Below are 18777 nucleotides of genomic sequence, written 5' to 3'. Positions count from 1 at the left end.
GTCTAGGATCGGCTGATCTCGGAACCGACCCGCGTCTTGCGCGTTTGGGACTTGTGATCGGAAACGTGCCATGATCGGATTTCTCGCCTTTGTCTGTGTTGCCGGCCTCGGTGTCGCAGGCAGTCTCGCGTGGCGCGCCAAACAGGCGCTGATCGACGATGCTCAATCAGGCACGCGCGGCTACTTCTAAGCTCCGTCTGTCGTCTCAAGCGGCCCCGTCGCCCCGCGGCGGGGCTTTCGCTTGTCGGGTGCCGCGCGTGGACAGCGCGGCGTTCGGCGGGCTAAGCGTCGTCGCGGGCGTTGCGGCGTCCCACCGGGAAACGCGTATGGGTTCGAGCGAATGACAGGTTTGATGGCAGGCAAGCGCGGCCTGATCATGGGTGTCGCCAACGATCACTCAATCGCCTGGGGCATCGCCCAGACGCTTCACCGGCATGGCGCACAGCTCGCCTTCACCTACCAGGGTGAGGCCCTCGGGCGCCGAGTGGCGCCGCTGGCGGCCTCGGTCGGCTCCGACATCGTCCTGCCGTGCGATGTCGAGGACATCGCCACCGTCGATGCCACCTTCACCGCCCTCGACGAGCGCTTCCCCGAGGGCATCGACTTCGTCGTCCACGCCATCGGTTTCTCCGACAAGGCGCAGCTCAAGGGCCGCTACGTCGACGTGACGACCCGCGCGAACTTCACGCGGACTCTGACGATCTCGTGCTTTTCCTTCACCGAGATCGCCCAGCGGGCCGCCGCGCGCATGCCCCGGGGCGGCTCGCTGCTCACGCTGACCTATGCGGGCTCGACCCGGGTCATGCCGAACTATAACGTGATGGGCGTGGCCAAGGCGGCGCTCGAGGCGTCCGTGCGCTACCTCGCCACCGATCTCGGCCCCGACAACGTCCGGGTCAACGCCCTGTCGGCCGGCCCGATGCGGACGCTGGCGGGGGCCGGCATCGCCGATGCCCGGCTGATGTTCAATCACCAGAAGGCACACGCGCCCCTGCGCCGGACCGTGACGCTCCAGGACGTCGGCAATTCGGCGCTCTACCTTCTGTCCGACCTGTCGGGCGGCGTGACGGGCGAGATCCACTTCGTCGATTCGGGCTACAACATCATTTCGATGCCCCGCCCCGAAGTGCTCCAGGCCCAGGACGAGGCCGGCGTCGTCGGCGACGACGTGTCGTGACCGCCCCGGGCCTCGCCCCGGAGCCAGGCCCCACGCCCGCATCATCGGTCACCCCAGCCAAATGTCCGGGTTCGCGCGGCGGGATGAGCCCGCCTCTCGGGTGTCCCCAGAGGGGTTGCCACTCCGGCAAGCCGGTCGCGACGGGCGGTCGGAGCCCTCGACCAGGATCCCGCATCTCGGATCCGCGGCGAGGCTCTCGGGCCCGGAGCCGCATCGGATTGTTTCGGGGGCCGGCCTCGATGGCTCCGGCCGATGTGCGAGCGTGTCGTCGCGCCGCTTGTCTGTGCATCCCCTGCATCCCAGGGTGCGGCCCGCGATGATCGCCTCGATTCGAGCTCGGCTCCCCTCCCCCGTCCTCGCCGGCCTGCTGCTCGTCGGCAGCGGCGGCGCGGCCGTTGCCCAGAGCGTGACGCTCGATCTCGGCGCGGGCGGCACGACCGAGCGGGCGCTGCAGCTCGTCGCCCTCGTCACGGTGCTGGCCCTGGCGCCCTCGGTGCTGGTGATGGCGACCGCCTTCACCCGGATCGTCGTGGTGCTGTCGATCCTGCGCTCGGCCCTCGGCACGCAGACCGCGCCGCCCAACGCCGTCATTGTCAGCCTCGCTCTGTTCCTGACCGCCTTTGTCATGGCGCCGACCGGGCGTGAGGCCTACCGCTTCGGGATCGAACCCCTCATGGCCGGGCAGATCAGCCAATCCCAGGCCTTCGAGCGGGCCTCCGCACCCTTCAAGACCTTCATGCTGCGCAACACGCGCGAGAAGGACCTGAAGCTCTTCCTCGACATGGCACGCCAGCCCACCCCGGCCGGTCCCGAGGCCCTGGGCCTTGAGATCGTGACCCCCGCCTTCATGATCTCGGAGTTGCGCCGCGCCTTCGAGATCGGCTTTCTCCTGTTCATCCCCTTCCTCATCATCGACCTCGTGGTCGCGTCCGTTCTGATGGCGATGGGCATGATGATGCTGCCGCCCGCGACCGTGGCGCTGCCGTTCAAGCTGATCTTCTTCGTGCTGGTCGATGGCTGGACGCTGGTGGCGGGTTCGCTCGTTCAGAGCTACGGAAGCTGACGCTGGCGCCCGCGCGCGCCCGATCGAGCAAGGACGCGAACGTATGGACCTGACCACCGTCACCGCGCCGTGGGCCCCGCGGATGCTGAGCATCCTGCGCATCGTCTCGGCGCTCATCTTCTTGGCGCACGGCACGCAGAAGATCCTGGGTTTCCCGGCGAGCAGCATGAACCCGCCGCTGCTGTCGCTCTCGGGCATCGCCGGCCTACTCGAACTCGTCGGCGGCGCGCTTCTCGTCGTCGGCCTGTTCAGCCGGCCGGTCGCCTTCCTTCTCTCGGGCCAGATGGCCTTCGCCTACTTCATCGCCCATGCGCCCAAAAGCGTCTTCCCGGCGCTCAATGGCGGCGATGCCGCGATCCTGTTCTGCTTCGTCTTCCTCTACATCGCCTTCGCCGGACCCGGCCCGTGGAGCCTGGACGCCCAGCGCGGGCGCGGACGCTTCTGACCGCTCTCCCCCTCAGGGCAGCGACGCCAGCAGGGTCCCCTTCAGCAGGGCGACGAGTTGGCTCTGCTGGGTCGTCCCGGTCTTGCGGAAGATCGGCTCCAAATAGGAGCGAGCGGTCGAGAGGCGCAGGTCGCACGCCTCGGCGGCCTCTTTCAGCGGCAGGCCGGCGGCGAGGGTGATCGCCAGCTGCGCCTCCCGCGGCGTCAGGTCGTAGAGGCCCGCGGCGACCCCGGGCGAGGGCACGTTCCCGGACATGCCGATCCCGGCCAGCACGACCAGCGTGAAGCCGCCCATGATCTCGTAGGCCGCGCCCCGCAGCGGCATGACGTGTACGATTCCGGCGGACCGCTCGCGGGTCGCCGGCACGGGAATCGAGCGCGCGACGGAGGCCGCTTCACCCGTGGCGAGGATCTCGCGCAGCATTCGGTTTGCCACTGGATGGGCGAGGATGAGACGGCCATGTGCGCCGGGCAGGATGTCGGGCGTCGCCTCGAGCAGGTGGTTGACCGCGACGACCCGGTCCCCGCCCGCGAGCACGGCGGCCGGCAGCCCGACGCCCGCCAGGGTCGCGACGGCCGCCCGGGCCTGTTCGAGGCCGAGACGCGCCGCCATCAGGACCGCGCGGGCGAGATGGGGCCGCAGGGCGTCGAGCCGGTCGATCGCCCCGGATTCGTAGGGCCCGTCGGCGATGCGGCGCTCGCAGGTGACGACCGCCTGCTGGCCGAGGGCCAGGGGGATGATGGTGCCGATCTGCCAGCCGAGACCGAGGGCGGCGAGGCTGCGCCCGACCGGATCGTCGCGCCTCTCCTCCTCCGTCAGTCCGGCCGACACGTCCTGGAAACCGGCCCAGCGAGCCCGGGCGGCGACCTTCTCCCGCGGATTGACCTTCCAGGCCCCGCTCAGCGTGAAGGCCGTGAGGCTGTCATGGGTGAGACGGGTCGCCTTGAAGCGCGGCGGGGCGACCGGATCGAACACCAGAAGCGACGAGGCCGCGGCCCCGCACACAGCGTTGACCTCATCCAGGACGCCGGCCCAGCGATCGGGCACGAAGGCGGCCTCGTAGATGCGTTCGACCAGATCTTCGGGCATCGAGTCTTGCGCGAGTCCTTCGGACGCCTGCAACCGAGCCTCGTCAGTCTACAGGATCGATCCGAGAGGGCGAGACCGGATCTCGGGATACGCTGACGCGGCACGAGGACGGAGCGAGATCAGTGCCCCCTGAAAGATGTCCCCTGGAATCTGGCCTCTGTGAGTGGGGTCTGGTCTGTGCGGTCGTCCTATTCGGACGAGCCGGAAACCACTGTTCGGGACGATCCTCTGGAACGCTCGTCGCCGATGGGGTCCCCGGTTCGGCACGGGGGCGCGCGATCCAACGAGGATGGAGAGGCGCGCGCTCGCTTCGGTTCGATCGCGCACGAGTCTAGCCCGGCGGCGTCGTGCCCGGGGCCTCGGCGCGGTTGCCGGGCACCTCGCTGCCCCGCTCCGGCACGGCGGTGTCGGGGTAGCGGCGGCGGTACTCGGCGAGGAAGGCCGCAAGCGTCTCGGCTTTCGTCGCCTTCAGCGCCGCCTCGCGGAAGGCCGGGTTGCGGGCGGCGTCGGGGCGGGTCAGCATCGCGAAGGTGCGGGCATCCGCGCTCTCGGCCATCGCACCCGCGAACTTCGCCTTCAGCCGTTCCAGACCCAGGCTCTCCCCCGCCAGCCCGTAGGCGATGCCGGCGCGGATCACGTCGGCGCGGGCCGCGTCGTCGAGGGGCTTGCCCGATTGCCAGGCCGGTCCCAGCATCGCCTCGTGCGCCTCGCCGGTTTCGCGCCAGCGCCGGGCCGACCACAGGATGTCGGCCCGCAGCCGCTCGGCATCCGCGCCGGTCTCACCCTCGATGGTCTCCAGGGCGAGGTCCGTGCGCGACAGATCGGAGAGCGCGCGGGCCCGCAGCAGGGCACGGGCGCGGCGCACGTCCTCGGGCAGCTCGGGAAGATGGGTGGCATCGAGGGCCGCGAGGGCGTCGAGCGCCCTCCCCTCCATGAGCCGGATCGTGGCGAGCCGGGCCGCGACCCCGGCGCGGGCCGCACCGCTCAGGCGGTGACGGATCTGGTAGTCCAGCAACTCGTCGGCGGAATCGAGCAGGTCGAGGGCGACGAGCCGGTCGGCGAGCCGCCGCACGATCTCGTCGGCCTGCCGCCCCGGCGGCGCGAAGTCCTGGAAATCGAAGTAGAGGGCCAGCCCCTCGATGCCGCCGAGCCGTTCGCCGCGGGCGCCGAGGAACAGTTCCTCAAACACTCTCTGGGCCCGCTCGTGCAGGGCGCGGATCTCGGGGTCATCCGGCGCCAGGACGTTGCCGCGCCGCGCGGTGGTGAAGATCTTGCGCCAGCGCCCGGCCTCCTCGTAGAGGCCGCCGAGCGTCGCCAGCGTCCCGATCTCGGTCGGGCCGCCGTGCCACATGAGCTGGAGCCCCTCGAGCCGGTCGATGGCGTCGGGCAGCGGGGTCTTGCCGAGGGCGTGGCCCAAGGCCGCCGCCCGCAGGGTCGCCGCCGCCGCCACGGGCCAGGGCGCCCGCTCGCTCAAAGTCTCGTAGGCCGGCAGGGCTGCGACCCCGCGGCCGGTCGCCTCGTCGATGCGCGCGCGCAGCAGGGTGAGCCGGTCGCGGGTCTCGTCGTTCGCCGCCCGGGTCGCCGCAGTCGAGGCGCGCGCGGCCTCGGCCCAGTCCCCGATCTCGACGGCGGCTTCGGCGGCGGCGACGTGGAACAGCGAGGCCAACGGCTCCGGGTAGCGTTCCAGCACTGGCTCGCCCGCCCGCAGGGCGGCGTCCGCCTCGCGCCAGCGGCCGGCTCGCGCCTCCGCGAGCCCGCGCCAGAGTCGCGCCTCCGGATTCGCGGCGAAGGCCGCGTCCGTCAGGAGCTTGCGGGCCTCCTCGGCCCGACCGATGCGCAGGCGCAGGATGGCCCGCATCAGGACCGTCCTGCGGTCGCCGTCGATCACCACGTCGTCGCTCGCAGCGGCGTCGAGGGCGCCGAGCGCTTCCGCGTCGAGGCCGTTGGCCATCATTGCCCCGGCGAGGGCGAGCCGCGCCTGACCCCGGTCCCGGCGATGGGCGTCGAGCGCGACGGTCTGCAACTCCCGCAATGTCTGCCGCACGTCGCCGCGCTGGGCCCGCTCCCAGGCGTCGCGATCGATCACGAGGTCGGCCACGGGGCCGACCGGCGGGTCGGCCGGCCGGGACACGCCGGACACAGCCATGCCGCCCTCGCGCGCGATGGCGATGCCGTCGAGTTCGGGCCGTACCGTGAGGTCGTCGGCGAGCGCCAGGACCGCGAGCCCGACGCGGCTCGGGATCAGCTCGAAGTCCACGAAGCGCTGAGCCTTGGCGACCCCCGCGTGGCGAAGGCCGTCCGCGGTGACGACGGCGATGCGTTCACCGTCGAGGTCGAGCCAGCCGGCCGGGCCGGGGCCGGGCAGGCGCAAGCCGATGCCGATCCGGCCCTGGGGGCCTGGCGCCCGCTGGGCGATCAGGCTCTCGCTTGGGGTCAGGCCCTCCCCGGCCACCAGCTCCCAGCCCTCGGGCTCGGTGACCGGCAGGAGATCGACGAGGCGCCCCGCGGGCGGCTTGAAGCGCAGCATGGTGAGGCCGCCGCTGCGGGTGGGCCGGCCGACGGGCGTGAAGCCGGTCCGGACGGGATCCGGCACCGTGACCAGGTCGGTCGTCGCGAACACCACCGTGACGAGGCCCGCCCGCTCGAACAGGGCCGCGGGGACCCGCCTGGCGAAGGGGAAGACGAGCCCGGAGCCGGCCTTGCGCGAGGGCTCCGCTGCGGCCGCAACGGCGGACGCCGGCTTCGCCGCGGCCGGCGGCGACGTCTCCCGGCCGGTGTCGGCGGCGCTCCGCGGAACGACGGGGGCCTGCGAAGCGGCGGGCGCCGGCGCGTCGGCGGGCTTTGGCGGCTTGGTCAGGAAGTCGATCGTCCACAGATCCTCGTCCCGGGCCGTCGAAACGGTCATTCCGTCGGCCGGGATGGCGATGAGGCGCGCTTCGCCGGCCTCGGTCTCGATGGTGAGGCGGCCGATGGCGGGCTCGAGCCGCCCGCGCAGGGAGAGGTCGTCGATGCGCCACGCCCCCGGCAGGGTCAGGCGGGTTCCGGCCCCGTCCGGGGCGAAGCGGCCCTCGCTGCCCGCGGGCAGGCGCAGGCTGATCCGGGTCCGCACGGCACCGCGCGACAATTCCAGGGCGATCGGGCGCGGCGGGGGCGCCGGGTTGCGCGCCTTCAGGCTGGCCTCGGCCGCCGCGGCTCGGCGGGCGAGCGCCGCCACGGTCTCCGGCGGGAGCGGCGGCGGGTAGCCGCTCCAGCTCTCGGGCAGGAGGTCGATGAACACCTGCTCGGCGGCGTCCTGGACGTTGACCCGGTAGGGACGCTGCAGGGCGAGTCGAAGGGCGGAGCCGTCAGGATCGCGCCGCACCGCGGAGACGTAGTCGGGCATGCCGGCGGCGATCCGGTCGGGCCCGGGGGAGACGGGCTCGCCGAGGCCGAGCACGAGGACGGCGCCCGAGAGCTTCGCCTTCACGGAGACCGGGGCGTCGAAGGTCAGGATGATGCGGCCATAGCCGTCGGCCTGCGCGCCCTTGGCCAAGATCAGCCGGGCCGCCTCGACGTCGAAGGCAATGCCGCACAGGGCGAGGGCGAGGCCCGCCCGCAGGATGGCCTTCCGGGCGCCCCAGCCCGGCGGCCGACGCGATGCCTGACCGGCCCGTCCCCCCATCACCCCCGCCCGCACTCGCTGCGGCCGCGCCCATCCGGGCCGGCCGCCATACGCCACTCGTGCGGGCACTCTCGCCGAACGCGGTGAATGGGCGCTTAAGCCGGGAGCGGTGGGCTACGAGGCTTTCCGCCGGATCAGGCCCGGCACGCTGGTGCCCTTCTCGCCGAACAGCTCCTCCGCCTTGCGGCAACTCGCCGGCACGTCCTTCCGGTAGGCCTCGGTGTAGCTCATGCTGCGCATCAGCAGCTCGCCCTTCGAGATCGCGTCGAGATCGACCCCCATGGCGGCGACGACGGCCTTGAACCGCTCGTAATCCGGGCTCGCCTCCGGGCAGGCCTCGCCCACGAAGCGCACGAGCCCCGCAAGCTTGACCGCATTCGCCTGCTGGCGGTCCGTATCGCTCGGCGGCGCCTGTTGGGCCGAAGCCGCCATCGGCAGCGCGAGCAGAAGGGCCGTGGCAGCCGCGACGTGTTTCATGGGTGTCTCCCTGAGGATGTGGGGTCCCGGGACGCGCCGCCGGCCGACAGACCAGCCGCGGACGCGGCGGCGCAACGATGCGGTCCAAGGACCCCTCAGAACGGACTTATTATTCCGTCTTTATTTTCGACAGGGCAGCATAGCAGGGATTTGTCAGAAGTTCTGCCGTCCGCCGAGGCAAGCGTCGGCAAGACCGGCGCAATGTCTTGGGATCTCGCATCCGGGACGGCAGGCGCGCAGCGTCGGCCGAATCGGCTCCGTGGACCGCGGCGAAAGACCGTCCTGCCCCGGGTCGCGGGGCAGGACCGCCCATGTCACGCCGCCTTGCGGGTCTCCAGGAACGCGCTGTGCTCGGCCAGCAATGCGCCGCTCAGCGCCTTCTCGATCAGGGCCCGCGTGCCCGGGACGCCGTAGAGGGCGATGAACGAGCCGAAGCGGGGGCCCTGCGCCTCGCCGAACAACACGTTGTAGATCGAGGCGAACCACGTCTTGGCCACGCCGTGCCGCCCGTCCGGGCTCTTGGCCTTGCCCGAGAGGTCGGGGAAATGGCGACGGCCGACCTCGTAGACGATCGCCTGGAGCGCCTCTGGATCGGTCGAATCCTCGTGCTCGGTCAGGGTCTGCGACAGGTCGCGCAGGGCCGCGGCCTCCTCCTCGGTGGGCGCACGGTACTGCTTCTGCGGGCGCACGAAGTCCCGGTAATAGGCGAGCGCCCGCGTGACGAGGCTGGCGAGGCGCGGATGCGTGTCCGGCCCGACGGTGGGCGCGTAGCGGCGGATGAAGCCCCACAGCACCGCCTCGTTCTCGGCATTGGCCACGGCCACGAGGTTGAGCAGCATGCCGAAGGAGAGCGTGGTGCCCGCCTCGTCGATGGTTTCGACGGCCGGCGGGGCGCCCCTGTGCAGATGCCAGACCGGATTGCCGAGCTGGTGCTTGGCCTCCTGGCCGGCATAGCGGCCGAGGAAATTGTCGTACTCGTCGACGTGGCGCGGGATCACGTCGAAGAACAGGCGCTTGGCCTCGCGCGGCTTGTTGTACATGAACAAGGCGAGCGACTCGGGCGTCGCGTAGGTCAGCCACTCGTCGATCGTCAGGCCGTTGCCCTTCGACTTCGAGATCTTCTGACCCTTCTCATCGAGGAAGAGCTCATAGTTGAAGCCTTCGGGCGGCTCGGCGCCGAGGGCGCGGGCGATCTGACCCGACAGCTTGACCGAATCGATCAGATCCTTGCCGGCCATCTCGTAATCGATGCCGAGCGCCACCCAGCGCATCGCCCAGTCGGGCTTCCACTGCAGCTTGGCGTGGCCCCCCGTCACCGGGGTCTCGTAGGCTTCCCCCGTCGCCGGGTCGCGCCAGACGATGGTGCCGGCGGACGGCCGAACCTCGTCGATCGCCACCTGCATCACGTGGCCGGTGACGGGGTGGATCGGCAGGAAGGGCGCGTAGGAGGCCGAGCGCTCCGCCCGCAGGGAAGGCAGCATGATCGCCATCACGGCGTCGTAGCGGTCGAGCACGAGGCGGAGCGCGTCGTCGAACACGCCCGAGCGGTAGCACTCGGTCGCCGAGCGGAATTCGTACTCGAAGCCGAAGGCGTCGAGGAAGCGGCGCAGCTCGGCGTTGTTGTGGTGGCCGAAGCTCTCGTGGGTGCCGAACGGGTCGGGGACCTTCGTCAGCGGCAGGTTGAGTGCCTCGGCCAGGGCCGCGCGATTCGGCACGTTGTCCGGGACCTTGCGCAGGCCGTCCATGTCATCGGAGAAGGCAATCAGCCGGGTCGGCACCGCGTCCTTCGTCAGCACCCGGAAGGCGTGGCGCACCATCGAGGTGCGGGCCACCTCGCCGAAGGTGCCGATATGCGGCAGGCCCGAGGGGCCGTAGCCGGTCTCGAACAGAATCTCGGCCTTGGGCTTGCGCTCCAGCCGCGCCACGAGCTTGCGCGCCTCCTCGAACGGCCAGGCGGCGGCGGAGGCGGCGGCCTCCAGGATGTCGGGATCGAGGCGAAGGGGCGTAGACATCGGGAACGGCTTTGCGTGAGGCCAGCGGGCGCCGGCCGGTTCGATCAGGAACGGAGCGGGCGCGCGAAGGGGCGCACCCTATGGAGCGGTACCAGCTGGGTCAACGCGGCTCATCCACGGCCCAAGACCAACAGCCAGAGGATCGTGGTCGCGGCGCCGGCCAGTGTCGAGACGAGGACGGCGGCGGCCACCAAGCCCTGTTCGGTCTTGTAGCGGACGGCGAGCAGGTAGGAGTTGATGCCGACGGGGCTCGCGGCGAACAGCACCGCCACGCCCGCATAGGCCGGCGGCATGGTGAAGACGTGGAAGGCCAGGAGGTAGACCGCAAGCGGATGCACCAGGAGCTTGAGCGCCGAGACCACGCTCGCCCCCGGCAGGTCGTGCAGCACCTTGTAGCGAGTGAGGCCGGCGCCGAGGGCGATCAGGGCGCAGGTCGAGGCGGTGCCGGCGAGCGCGTCGATCAGGGTCTTGGGAATGCCCGAGAGGGAGAGGCCCGTCGCCTTCATGGCCATGCCGACGACGAGAGCCTGGAAGATCGGGTTCTTCACAAGGACGAGCCCCAGCGTCTTGAGGCGCTGTCCCAGCGGGCGCCCACCCTCCGACTCGATCATGAAGGTCGCCACGCCCATCATCAGCGGCAGGTGCACCGCGAGCAGCATGAAGAGCGGGAAGGCGCCGGCCTCGCCATAGGCCTGGAAGATCATCGGCACGCCGACGAAGACGGTGTTCGACTGGCTCGCGGCGAAGCCGTGCAGCACGGTACCGCGACGGTCGACCCCCTCGTATTGCCGCGCGATCAGCGAGCCGATCGCCCAGGCGACGGCGACGCCGCCGAAATAGCTGACCCAGAACCCCCAGGCGATCTCGCCCGTGAGTCCAGGCCGGGTCAGCGTGGCGAGAATCAGCGCCGGCACGGCGAGCGCGAAGACGTATTCGGAGAGTCCGTCGCTCACGCGCTCGGAGATGAGCCCGGCCAGGGAGGCCAGCCAGCCGATCAGCACGATCCCGAAGATCGGGATGATGAGGGTGAAGGCGGTCATCGGCCGCTCAAGCTTTCGATCGGCGAAACGAAAAAAGGCCGCCGGACGAGTGTGTCCAGCGGCCTCCCGATCTCGATGCGGCCGCGCCAGGGCGGCCTGGCGACTTACGCCGCGGCGGGGGCCGCGGTCTCAGCGAGCTTCTTCTCGATGTCGCGCTTGAGCAGGCGGGCCGTCTGCGACAGCTCACCCTCGCGGGCCTTCACGAGGAAGGCGTCGAGGCCGCCACGGTGCTCGACCGAGCGCAGGGCATGGGCGGTCACCCGCAGGCGAACCCGGCGGTTGAGCGTGTCCGACTGCAGCGTGACGTTGCACAGGTTCGGCAGGAACCGGCACTTGGTCTTGTGGTTCGAGTGGCTCACGAGATGACCGACCTGAACGGCCTTGCCCGTGAGTTCGCAGCGACGCGACATTGGTACAGTCCTGTCAACGTTTGGCCGGGTCTCGGCGCTGAAGCGTTCGGCAAAGCCGCACGGCTCGCGCGCCGAGGGCATCGAACCCTCGCGTCAATCGATACCGGCGGAGTCCTATGGAAGTGGCGAGCCTATAGGGGAGGCCGACCGGATTCGTCAAGGTGGAAAGCGGCAGCGCTGGGGCGGCGCACCCCCGTCGGGCTCGCTTGAGCCGGGTGCCCGCGCGACCAGACAGGTGAACAAAGCCAGGGCGACGAGGAAGACCGCGAGGCCGAGGCCGGTGGCGACCATCGCGAAATCCGGCCCGACCACGGCCAGGGCGGCGCTGCGGCCCGCGACGGTGTCGGCGGCGGCGATGAGGACGCCGACGAAACTCTCGCCGACAAGGAAGCCGGAGGAGAGCAGCACCCCGCGGCGGCGCACCGCCTCGTAGGCCCGATCCTGATCCGCATCCCGAGCCACCGACCGATGGCGGGCCCGAAACGTTCGCTCGCTCGCCCAGGCGATCACCCCGCCGATCGCGATGGTAACGACGACGGTCAGGGGCAAATAGATCCCGATGCCGACGGTCAGGGCCGGAAAGGTCCGGCCCCTCCGGCGCAGCCACGATTCGAGGGCCACGAGCCCCGCGCCGAGCCCCATCCCGATCACCACCATGCGCCAGGGCAAAGCGCCGTGGACGATGCCGCTGGCGATCTGCGTCATCAGCGCGGCCTGGGGCGCCGGCAGAGCCGCGCCGGCATCCATCTCGGGACGCGGCAGGGCTCCGACGAAGCCGTAGGCATTGTACAGGAGCGCCAGCAGCGGCCCGATCACCAGGGACCCGACGCCGACGCCCGCGAGCAGCACCGTCTCCTGACGCCACGGCGTCGCATCGACGAGCTGGCCGGTCTTGAGATCCTGCAGATTGTCGTTGGCGATCGAGGCCATGGTGACGATCACCGAGGCGACGAGCAGGGCGAAGCCGATGACGAAGCGGTCACCCTCGGGCCCCGCGGCGCGCCCGATCAGGAGCGGCAGCAGCAGGGCGACCAGCATGGTGGTGAGGATGCCGATGCCCGAGATCGGGCTCGAGGACGAGCCGAGGAGGCCGGCGAGGTAGCCGCAGGCCGCCGCCATGAGGAAGCCGAACAGCACCGCAAACAGGGTCGCGGCGAGAATCAGGACGCCGTAGAGGCGCCCGAGCTCGGCCCCGGCCGCGAACCAGCCGAACAGGCCCGCCAGCGGCAGGGTGAGGAATGCGGCGGTTCCTGCCACCCAGGTGATCGGAATGTCGCGCTCCTGCCGCGGCAGGTCGCCGAGGCCCCCGCTGCCGCCGCGGGCCGCCGTCAGGGCATCGCGGATACTGGCGAGGATCGGCCGCGCGAGCCGGCCAACCGTCCAGAGTCCGCCGACCGCGATGATGCCGGCCCCGATCAGCCGCACCTGCTCCGACCAGACCGCCTCCGCCGCCGCGGCCGGCTCGGCGCCCCCGCCCGGGCCGAGGGCGGTGAGGATCGGCACCGCCGCCCCCCAGGCGATGGCGACGCCGGTGAGCAGGGCCAGGCAGGCGCCGATCCCGACGAGGTAGCCGACGCCGACGAGCGCGAGGGAGAAGCCGGTCCCCAGGCGGAACACCGCCTGGCCCGCCTGGATCGTGGCGTGCAGCCCCTCGCCGAGGACGCGCAGGCCGCTGGTGCCGAGCGCGATCAGCGCGGCGGCCGTGCCGGCGCCGAGAAGCGCCCGCAGACTTTGCCCCTGATCCGCACCGCCCTGCGCCGGGTCGCCCGCCCGCAGCACCTCGGCGGCGGCGACGCCTTCCGGAAACGGCAATCCCGCCCCCTTCACCAGCGCCCGCCGCAGGGGAATCGAAGAGGCGACGCCGAGCAACCCGCCGAGGAGGCACACCCCGGCGGTCTGCCAAAAGGGGAAGCCGTGCCAATGGCCGATCAGGACGAGGCCCGGTAGGACGAGGATGACGTTGCACAGCGTCCCGGCCGCCGAGGCCTGGGTCTGGACGATGTTGTTTTCGAGGATCGAGGGGTTCCCGAACAGCCGCAGCAGGCCCATCGCCAGCATCGCGGCGGGGATCGACGACGAGAACGTCATCCCGGTCTTCAGGCCCATGTAGATGTTGGCGGCCATGAACACGACCGTGATGGCCGCCCCCAGCGCGAGGCCGCGCCATGTCATCTCTGGAGGGTGGCTCCTGGCGCCCCGCTTGTTCGGCTCGGTCTGCGCGTCCGGTTGCGCGTCCATGCGGCGGGCCTCCTCTCGGGCTCGACAGCCTCCGCGGGCGGTGGGGCGGAGGATGCCGGATCGTCGGGCCCCCGACGCCGAGCCGCGGTCGATTCAACCGGAAACCGTGTTCATCAGTAACGGTTCTGATGTCGATCGAACGATGGAGATTTTTAGCCATCACTCCAAGGCTTAACTCAGGTTAAATCGCGCGCCTCGAAAGCGAATTTCGGAACAAGAACGATCAGCTCCGGTTCTCGGCCGTTGCGGGCTCCGGGGATGCGACGAAGGCCTTCCGCACGACGGAAGGCCGCTGCCCGGGCCCCGATGCGCGATCGGACGAGGGCAGGTGATTGATGCGGCAGGAACGACCGGACACGGAGGGGGCGCTCGTCGCGCTGATCGGATCGGTGCGGGAGACCGGCTACCGCTTCACCACGGTGACGCCTGCGAGCCATGCCCGGGTCAACGCGCGCCCGGACGCCCTCTGGGCCCGCGACCTGCGCGACATCTTCGGGTGGAGCCGGCCGTTCCGCGAGGCGATCGTGTCACCGGAGATGCTGGCGGCGATGCGTCGTGCGGGCGTGGTCGAGCCCGTCGAGGGGGGATGGCGCGCTACGATCCGGCTCTCGAGCCTCGACGGCGAGCTGTTCCTGCACACGGCCTATCCGCCGAACGCGACGGACGCGGTGTTCTTCGGGCCCGACACCGTCCGCTTCGTCTCGGCCGTCACGGCCTTTCTTGCCGAACGCGCCGCCCCCGTGCGCCGCGCCGTGGATCTCGGGGCGGGTTCGGGAGCCGCCGGGATCGCGGTGGCCAAGCGCGCGAGGGACGCCGAGGTCCTGCTCGTCGACATCAACCCGGCCGCCCTGCGGGCCGGGCGGATCAACGCCAGGGCCGCGGGCGTCACCAACATCGTGCCCCGGCAGAGCAACCTCCTGCGCGAGGTCGAGGGCGCGTTCGACCTCATCGTCTCGAACCCGCCCTTCATGATCGACCGCGGCGGGCGCACCTACCGGCATGGCGGCGGAGCCTACGGCGAGGGTCTGTCCCTGGCCGTGGTGGAGGCGGCGGCCGAGCGCCTCGCGCCCGGCGGCAGCCTCGTGCTGTTCACGGGCTCGGTCATCGTCCGCGGTGGGGACCCCTTCCGCGAGGCCGCCCTTGCCGTCTGCGCGCGCGCGGGGCTGCGGGTCGCGTACCGGGAGTTCGATCCCGATGCCTATGGCGAGGAACTCGATAGCCCGGCTTATGCCGAGGCCGACCGCATCGCCCTCGTGGTGCTGACCGCCACCCGCCCGGCCTGACGGCCCCGAACCGAGGACAACCGCCCCATGGCCGACACCGAGAACGGACCTTCGCCGGACCCGCGGGCCGCCCTGTTGCAGGCAGTGCTCGACGGGCTGTCACGCCCGCAGAAGCAGTTGCCGGGCAAGCTCCTCTGGGACGAGACCGGTTCGGACTTGTTCGATCGGATCTGCGGCAGCGCCGACTATTATCCGACCCGGACCGAGATGGCCCTCCTGCCCCGTGTCGCGGCGGAGGTGGCGGCGCTGATGCCTCCGGGGGCGACGGTGGTGGAGTTCGGCAGCGGTGCGAGCCGCAAGATCCGAACCCTGCTCGATGCTCTCGAGCGGCCGGCCCGCTTCATCGCCCTCGACATCTCCGGCGCCTACCTGCAGGCCGCGATCGAGCGCCTCGCGCCGGACTACCCGCAGGTCGAGATGATTCCGGTCTGTGCCGACTATTCGCAGCCGGTGCATCTGCCCGTTGGCCTGGCGGGCGCGCCGGTTCTCGGCTTCTTTCCCGGCACCAGCATCGGCAACTTCCTGCCCGCCGAGGCGGCGCTGTTCCTGCGGCGCGCCCACACCACCCTGGGGCCGAGCCGTTTCCTCGTCGGCGTCGACCCGACCCACGACCGCACCCGCCTCGCCCGTGCCTACGGCGATGCCGATGGCCTGATGGCGGCCCTGCACCGCAACCTGCTCGCGCGGCTGAACCGGGAATGCGACGCCGATTTCGACCCCGACAATTTCCGGCATGAGGCCCGGCTGCGGGACGATCCCTTCCGGGTGGAAGCGCATCTGACGGCGCTCGCCCCCGCCACCTACCGGATCGGCCCGACGCCGATCCGGTTCGAGGCCGGCGAGAGCATCCACACCGACAACTCCCACAAATACACGCCCGAGGCGTTCCGGCGCCTCGCCGGGCGGGCCGGCTGGCGCTCGAAGCAGGTCTGGCTCGACCCGGAGGAGGGATTCAGCCTCCACCTCCTCGCCGCCTGAGGCGGGCTCATCCGCCCTGGAGGTTGTCGGCGAAGTCGTCCGGCGTCTGGCCGAAGGCCTCGAGGACCGCGATGTTCTCCAATTCGCCGGTCTCGTCGTCGGCGACGATCCGCAACGCCGCCGCCCCCGGCATCCGCGAGGCCCAGGCCTCTGCCTTCTTGAGCGCGCCGCTTTCCGTGCCGACGACCTCCTTCGCGCCCGGCACCAGCCGCTTGCGCTTCAGCTCAAACGCCTGGACGACGTAGGTGGTCTTGAGGGCCATGATCGCAGATTCCGAAACGGGTGGCCGCGGACCCTAGCGGCTCCCCATTCCCTGTCGAGCGCGCAGGCCGTCGCGTGCCATCGGGCGACCCGGCGAACGCCGCCTCCGCCGGATCGGGAAACGGATCGAGGCGCCTGTTCGACGATCGCCCTTGAACTCTGTCTCCGATCCTGGCGTTATTCGGCACGATATTTCCGGGGATGTGCCGATGTCGGGCGAGTGCTGGCTCTACGCCACCTGCCAGGGTGAGTTTCGGATCGAGCCCATGCGCCTGGCGGGCACGGCATGCTTCGCCGTGTTGTGGGAGGATGAACTCCTCGGTTGCTACGAGACGCCCGCGGTCGCGGCCTCGAACCTGTCCCGAAACCTCGTCCATAAGCCGCGTTGCGGCCTGGATCTTCGCCGCCTGGGCCTGCCGCCGACCCTGACGGACTGGGCCTATGTGCCGGCGGGTTCTGGATCGTATCGCACGGACGCGCAGGGCAAGGACGGCGCACGACCGGGTGCGTGACAGGCACATCCGGTGAGCTGGCCCGTTGGCGAGACCGCCTGCCGCCTTCGCGGCTGAAAGTGCCGCGGAAACCTGCAGGCGTCTAACGGCATTGATCCGGCGAAACGTTTTGCATGCCTCCACCCCGGTTCCGGTGGCCGGCGTGCAACGATCAAGGACATCACGGCATGAAACGGACCACACTCGCCGCTACGGCGCTCGGCTGTCTCGTCATGGGCACCGTCGGCGCACAGGCCCAGTATGGCGGCCCGGGCGGCCCGTTCCCGCCGGGCACCGTCATCCAGCGGCAGAACAACACCACCGGCAACAGCGTCGACTACATCATCGCGCCGGGCCCGACCGGCGCCGACACGATCACCACCAATTCTGCGGCCGGTGGAAATGCCGGTCAGCCCGAGCGGGCGATCCCGCAGGGCAGTGCCGGCGGCGGCACGGGCGGTAGCAGCCGCTGATCGGCTTTCGAAGTCAAATCCACCGCCCCGGCGCGACCCTCGGGAGCGCCGGGGCCCTCGGCCGATCATCTCTGGACGACGGGTCGGCTGATTGGTCGTGGCGGTGGCCACCGGCCCCGCACACCTTTTCGGGCGCAAGATCCCTCACTTGCGCGAAACTCCGGTGCCCAGGACCGACTTTGCCCCGGGTGCAGCACGGCGCGGGTCAACGGCTGCCTGCCGGGGCGAGGACCCGCTTCAGTGTTCCTCGACGGCCGGAGCGAGGATCCGCGGCGTCTGCTGATGTTGCACCACACGCCACACATCGTGCGACAGGCGCCGATAGGTCGAGGTGCAATGCGCCTCGTAGGTCTCGTCGCCCTTCGTCGCCTTCACGCTGTAGGCGATCACGATCAAGCCCTCCTGGGGGCGGGCGATCCGCCCATCTGCGAACGTGGCCGAGGTCCAGCGCGGTGTGTCCGCCACCGCCGCGATCGCCTGATCGCCACCGAGAATGTAGGGCGGCTGCGGCAAGGCCATGAGGCACTCGTCGTCGACCAATTCCCGGTAATGGTCCGCTCCGCCGGTCCAGAGGCTTTCCTCGAACGACCACACCCGTTCATCGTCCACGGCGTATTCCTCTCTCCGATGGAATCTTCGGAGAAGTGCCCGCCGTGCCGTTCGTTCCCCGACACCGCGTCGCAGGCCGCGCCGCACGCTCTCCGTGTCACGGGCGCCCCGATGCCGGCCCGCCGACGAGATGCGGCGACGCTCCGGCCCCCGGTTCGTCCGGGCGGCGGAAGGCAGCATCGTAGAGACCATTGGGTTCGTAGCTGAAGAAGGCCATCGCCCAGCCGGCTTGTCGCGCGAAATCGGTTGCGGCCCGGTGGACCCCGTATCGCCCCATCCAGGGATCGATATGGGCGAAGTCGTTGAAGACGAGGTAGCCGCCCGGCCGGATCTTGGGGGCTGCCGCCTGCGCGTCGCGCAGACAGCCCTGGTAGGAATGGTCGCCGTCGACGTAGACCCAGTCGAAATGGGCATCCGGGAACGTCGCGATGACCTCGTGGGTCAGTCCCTCGTGCCGGGTGACCTCCGGACCGTCCAATCCCTGCGACTGGAAATGGGTGAAGTCGATATCGACGAGGTGCAGCCGCGCCGGGCGGTTCGCGGCCAGGATATGCCGGGCAAAGTCCCCTTTGTAGGTGCCCAGTTCCGCGACCTGTCCCGCTGCCGGGAGCTGCGCGACCAAGGCTTCCCGCGAGGGACAGAATCGGCAATCGGTCATGAGTTCGGCGGGAAAGGCCGCGCCGCTCTGGACCGCCCTGAGGCCGCGCACGAGGCGGTAGGCGCGCCGCACCACGTCCGGCGACAGCTTCCGCAGGCGCATTTCGGTCCGCTTGATCAGACCATTCGACATCGCATCGACTCAGGCTCCAGGAATCGAGGGGCCTTCTACCTCGATTAGCGGGCCGCACCATCCGGCTCCGGGCCGAAGGCCGATTTCGATCGGGATGGCTGGCCGAACTTGCGCGGCGGGCAAGAGGCATCGCCACCCGGCGGCTGAACCGCGCTCTCGCCCTGGATGGCTCAGAGGGTCAGGCCTGCCCCCGCCCTCCCTCCGCTCGACCCGGCGGGTGCCGGGCCGCGTGTCTCAGGGTCGACGAACAAGACCCGTGAGCCCGATGTCGATAGGCCCC

The 18777-nt window shown here is 70.7% G+C and carries 17 protein-coding genes; 7 read left to right on the top strand and 10 right to left on the bottom strand.

Annotated elements, in window-relative coordinates:
- Positions 1–340: 340 nt before the first annotated feature.
- The 3 genes from fabI to LW587_RS03410 all read left to right on the top strand — a co-directional run bounded on the left by fabI (position 341) and on the right by LW587_RS03410 (position 2685).
- Entirely contained in the window at positions 341–1177 is an 837-nt protein-coding gene (fabI, locus tag LW587_RS03420) for an enoyl-ACP reductase FabI (protein ID WP_232628193.1), read from the top strand.
- 316 nt (positions 1178–1493) lie between these two features.
- On the top strand, positions 1494–2240 hold the full coding sequence (gene fliP / locus LW587_RS03415; RefSeq protein WP_232628192.1) for a flagellar type III secretion system pore protein FliP: 747 nt from the start codon (positions 1494–1496) through the stop codon (positions 2238–2240).
- Between the two features lie 43 nt (positions 2241–2283).
- The gene (locus LW587_RS03410) at positions 2284–2685 is read left to right on the top strand and encodes a DoxX family protein (RefSeq protein WP_232628191.1); all 402 of its coding nucleotides are present in this window, start codon (positions 2284–2286) and stop codon (positions 2683–2685) included.
- Positions 2686–2697: 12 nt separating this feature from the next.
- On the opposite strand, the gene LW587_RS03405 is transcribed toward LW587_RS03410, so the two are convergent.
- The 7 genes from LW587_RS03405 to LW587_RS03375 all read right to left on the bottom strand — a co-directional run bounded on the left by LW587_RS03405 (position 2698) and on the right by LW587_RS03375 (position 13612).
- A complete protein-coding gene (locus tag LW587_RS03405) occupies positions 2698–3774 on the bottom strand; it encodes a helix-turn-helix transcriptional regulator (RefSeq protein WP_232628190.1) in 1077 nt (358 codons plus the stop codon).
- 331 nt (positions 3775–4105) lie between these two features.
- On the bottom strand, positions 4106–7435 hold the full coding sequence (locus tag LW587_RS03400; RefSeq protein ID WP_232628189.1) for a hypothetical protein: 3330 nt from the start codon (positions 7433–7435) through the stop codon (positions 4106–4108).
- A gap of 114 nt (positions 7436–7549) precedes the next feature.
- A complete protein-coding gene (locus tag LW587_RS03395; protein WP_232628188.1) occupies positions 7550–7912 on the bottom strand; it encodes a hypothetical protein in 363 nt (120 codons plus the stop codon).
- A 314-nt stretch (positions 7913–8226) separates the two neighbouring features.
- Complete coding sequence (locus LW587_RS03390) at positions 8227–9924, bottom strand: lysine--tRNA ligase (RefSeq protein WP_232628187.1); 1698 nt, start codon at positions 9922–9924, stop codon at positions 8227–8229.
- Between the two features lie 110 nt (positions 9925–10034).
- Positions 10035–10964: an AEC family transporter gene (locus tag LW587_RS03385; protein WP_232628186.1), complete on the bottom strand. Its 930-nt coding sequence runs from the start codon at positions 10962–10964 to the stop codon at positions 10035–10037.
- Between the two features lie 104 nt (positions 10965–11068).
- The gene (gene rpmB / locus LW587_RS03380; RefSeq protein WP_232628185.1) at positions 11069–11374 is read right to left on the bottom strand and encodes a 50S ribosomal protein L28; all 306 of its coding nucleotides are present in this window, start codon (positions 11372–11374) and stop codon (positions 11069–11071) included.
- 156 nt (positions 11375–11530) lie between these two features.
- Entirely contained in the window at positions 11531–13612 is a 2082-nt protein-coding gene (locus LW587_RS03375; RefSeq protein ID WP_232628184.1) for an OPT family oligopeptide transporter, read from the bottom strand.
- A gap of 335 nt (positions 13613–13947) precedes the next feature.
- On the opposite strand from LW587_RS03375, the gene LW587_RS03370 reads away from it, so the two are divergent.
- Positions 13948–14895, top strand: coding sequence for a methyltransferase (locus LW587_RS03370; protein ID WP_232628183.1), 948 nt, complete (start codon positions 13948–13950; stop codon positions 14893–14895).
- Between the two features lie 27 nt (positions 14896–14922).
- Positions 14923–15873, top strand: a complete 951-nt coding sequence (gene egtD / locus LW587_RS03365; RefSeq protein WP_232628182.1) for an L-histidine N(alpha)-methyltransferase — start codon at positions 14923–14925, stop codon at positions 15871–15873.
- 7 nt (positions 15874–15880) lie between these two features.
- Here the strand turns inward: egtD and LW587_RS03360 are convergent, their stop codons facing one another.
- Complete coding sequence (locus LW587_RS03360) at positions 15881–16135, bottom strand: hypothetical protein (RefSeq protein ID WP_232628181.1); 255 nt, start codon at positions 16133–16135, stop codon at positions 15881–15883.
- A 151-nt stretch (positions 16136–16286) separates the two neighbouring features.
- Between LW587_RS03360 and LW587_RS03355 the strand changes: the two genes are divergently transcribed.
- Complete coding sequence (locus LW587_RS03355) at positions 16287–16646, top strand: hypothetical protein (protein ID WP_232628180.1); 360 nt, start codon at positions 16287–16289, stop codon at positions 16644–16646.
- A gap of 167 nt (positions 16647–16813) precedes the next feature.
- Positions 16814–17098, top strand: coding sequence for a hypothetical protein (locus tag LW587_RS03350; RefSeq protein WP_442919086.1), 285 nt, complete (start codon positions 16814–16816; stop codon positions 17096–17098).
- 237 nt (positions 17099–17335) lie between these two features.
- On the opposite strand, the gene LW587_RS03345 is transcribed toward LW587_RS03350, so the two are convergent.
- Positions 17336–17707: a DUF4440 domain-containing protein gene (locus tag LW587_RS03345; RefSeq protein ID WP_232628179.1), complete on the bottom strand. Its 372-nt coding sequence runs from the start codon at positions 17705–17707 to the stop codon at positions 17336–17338.
- A gap of 97 nt (positions 17708–17804) precedes the next feature.
- Positions 17805–18497, bottom strand: coding sequence for a class I SAM-dependent methyltransferase (locus LW587_RS03340; RefSeq protein ID WP_232628178.1), 693 nt, complete (start codon positions 18495–18497; stop codon positions 17805–17807).
- Between the last annotated feature and the right edge of the window lie 280 nt (positions 18498–18777).

It is taken from the genome of Methylobacterium sp. Leaf118, from assembly GCF_920984675.1.
Classification (GTDB): Bacteria; Pseudomonadota; Alphaproteobacteria; order Rhizobiales; family Beijerinckiaceae; genus Methylobacterium.
This window is presented reverse-complemented; position numbering and strand designations above follow the sequence as displayed.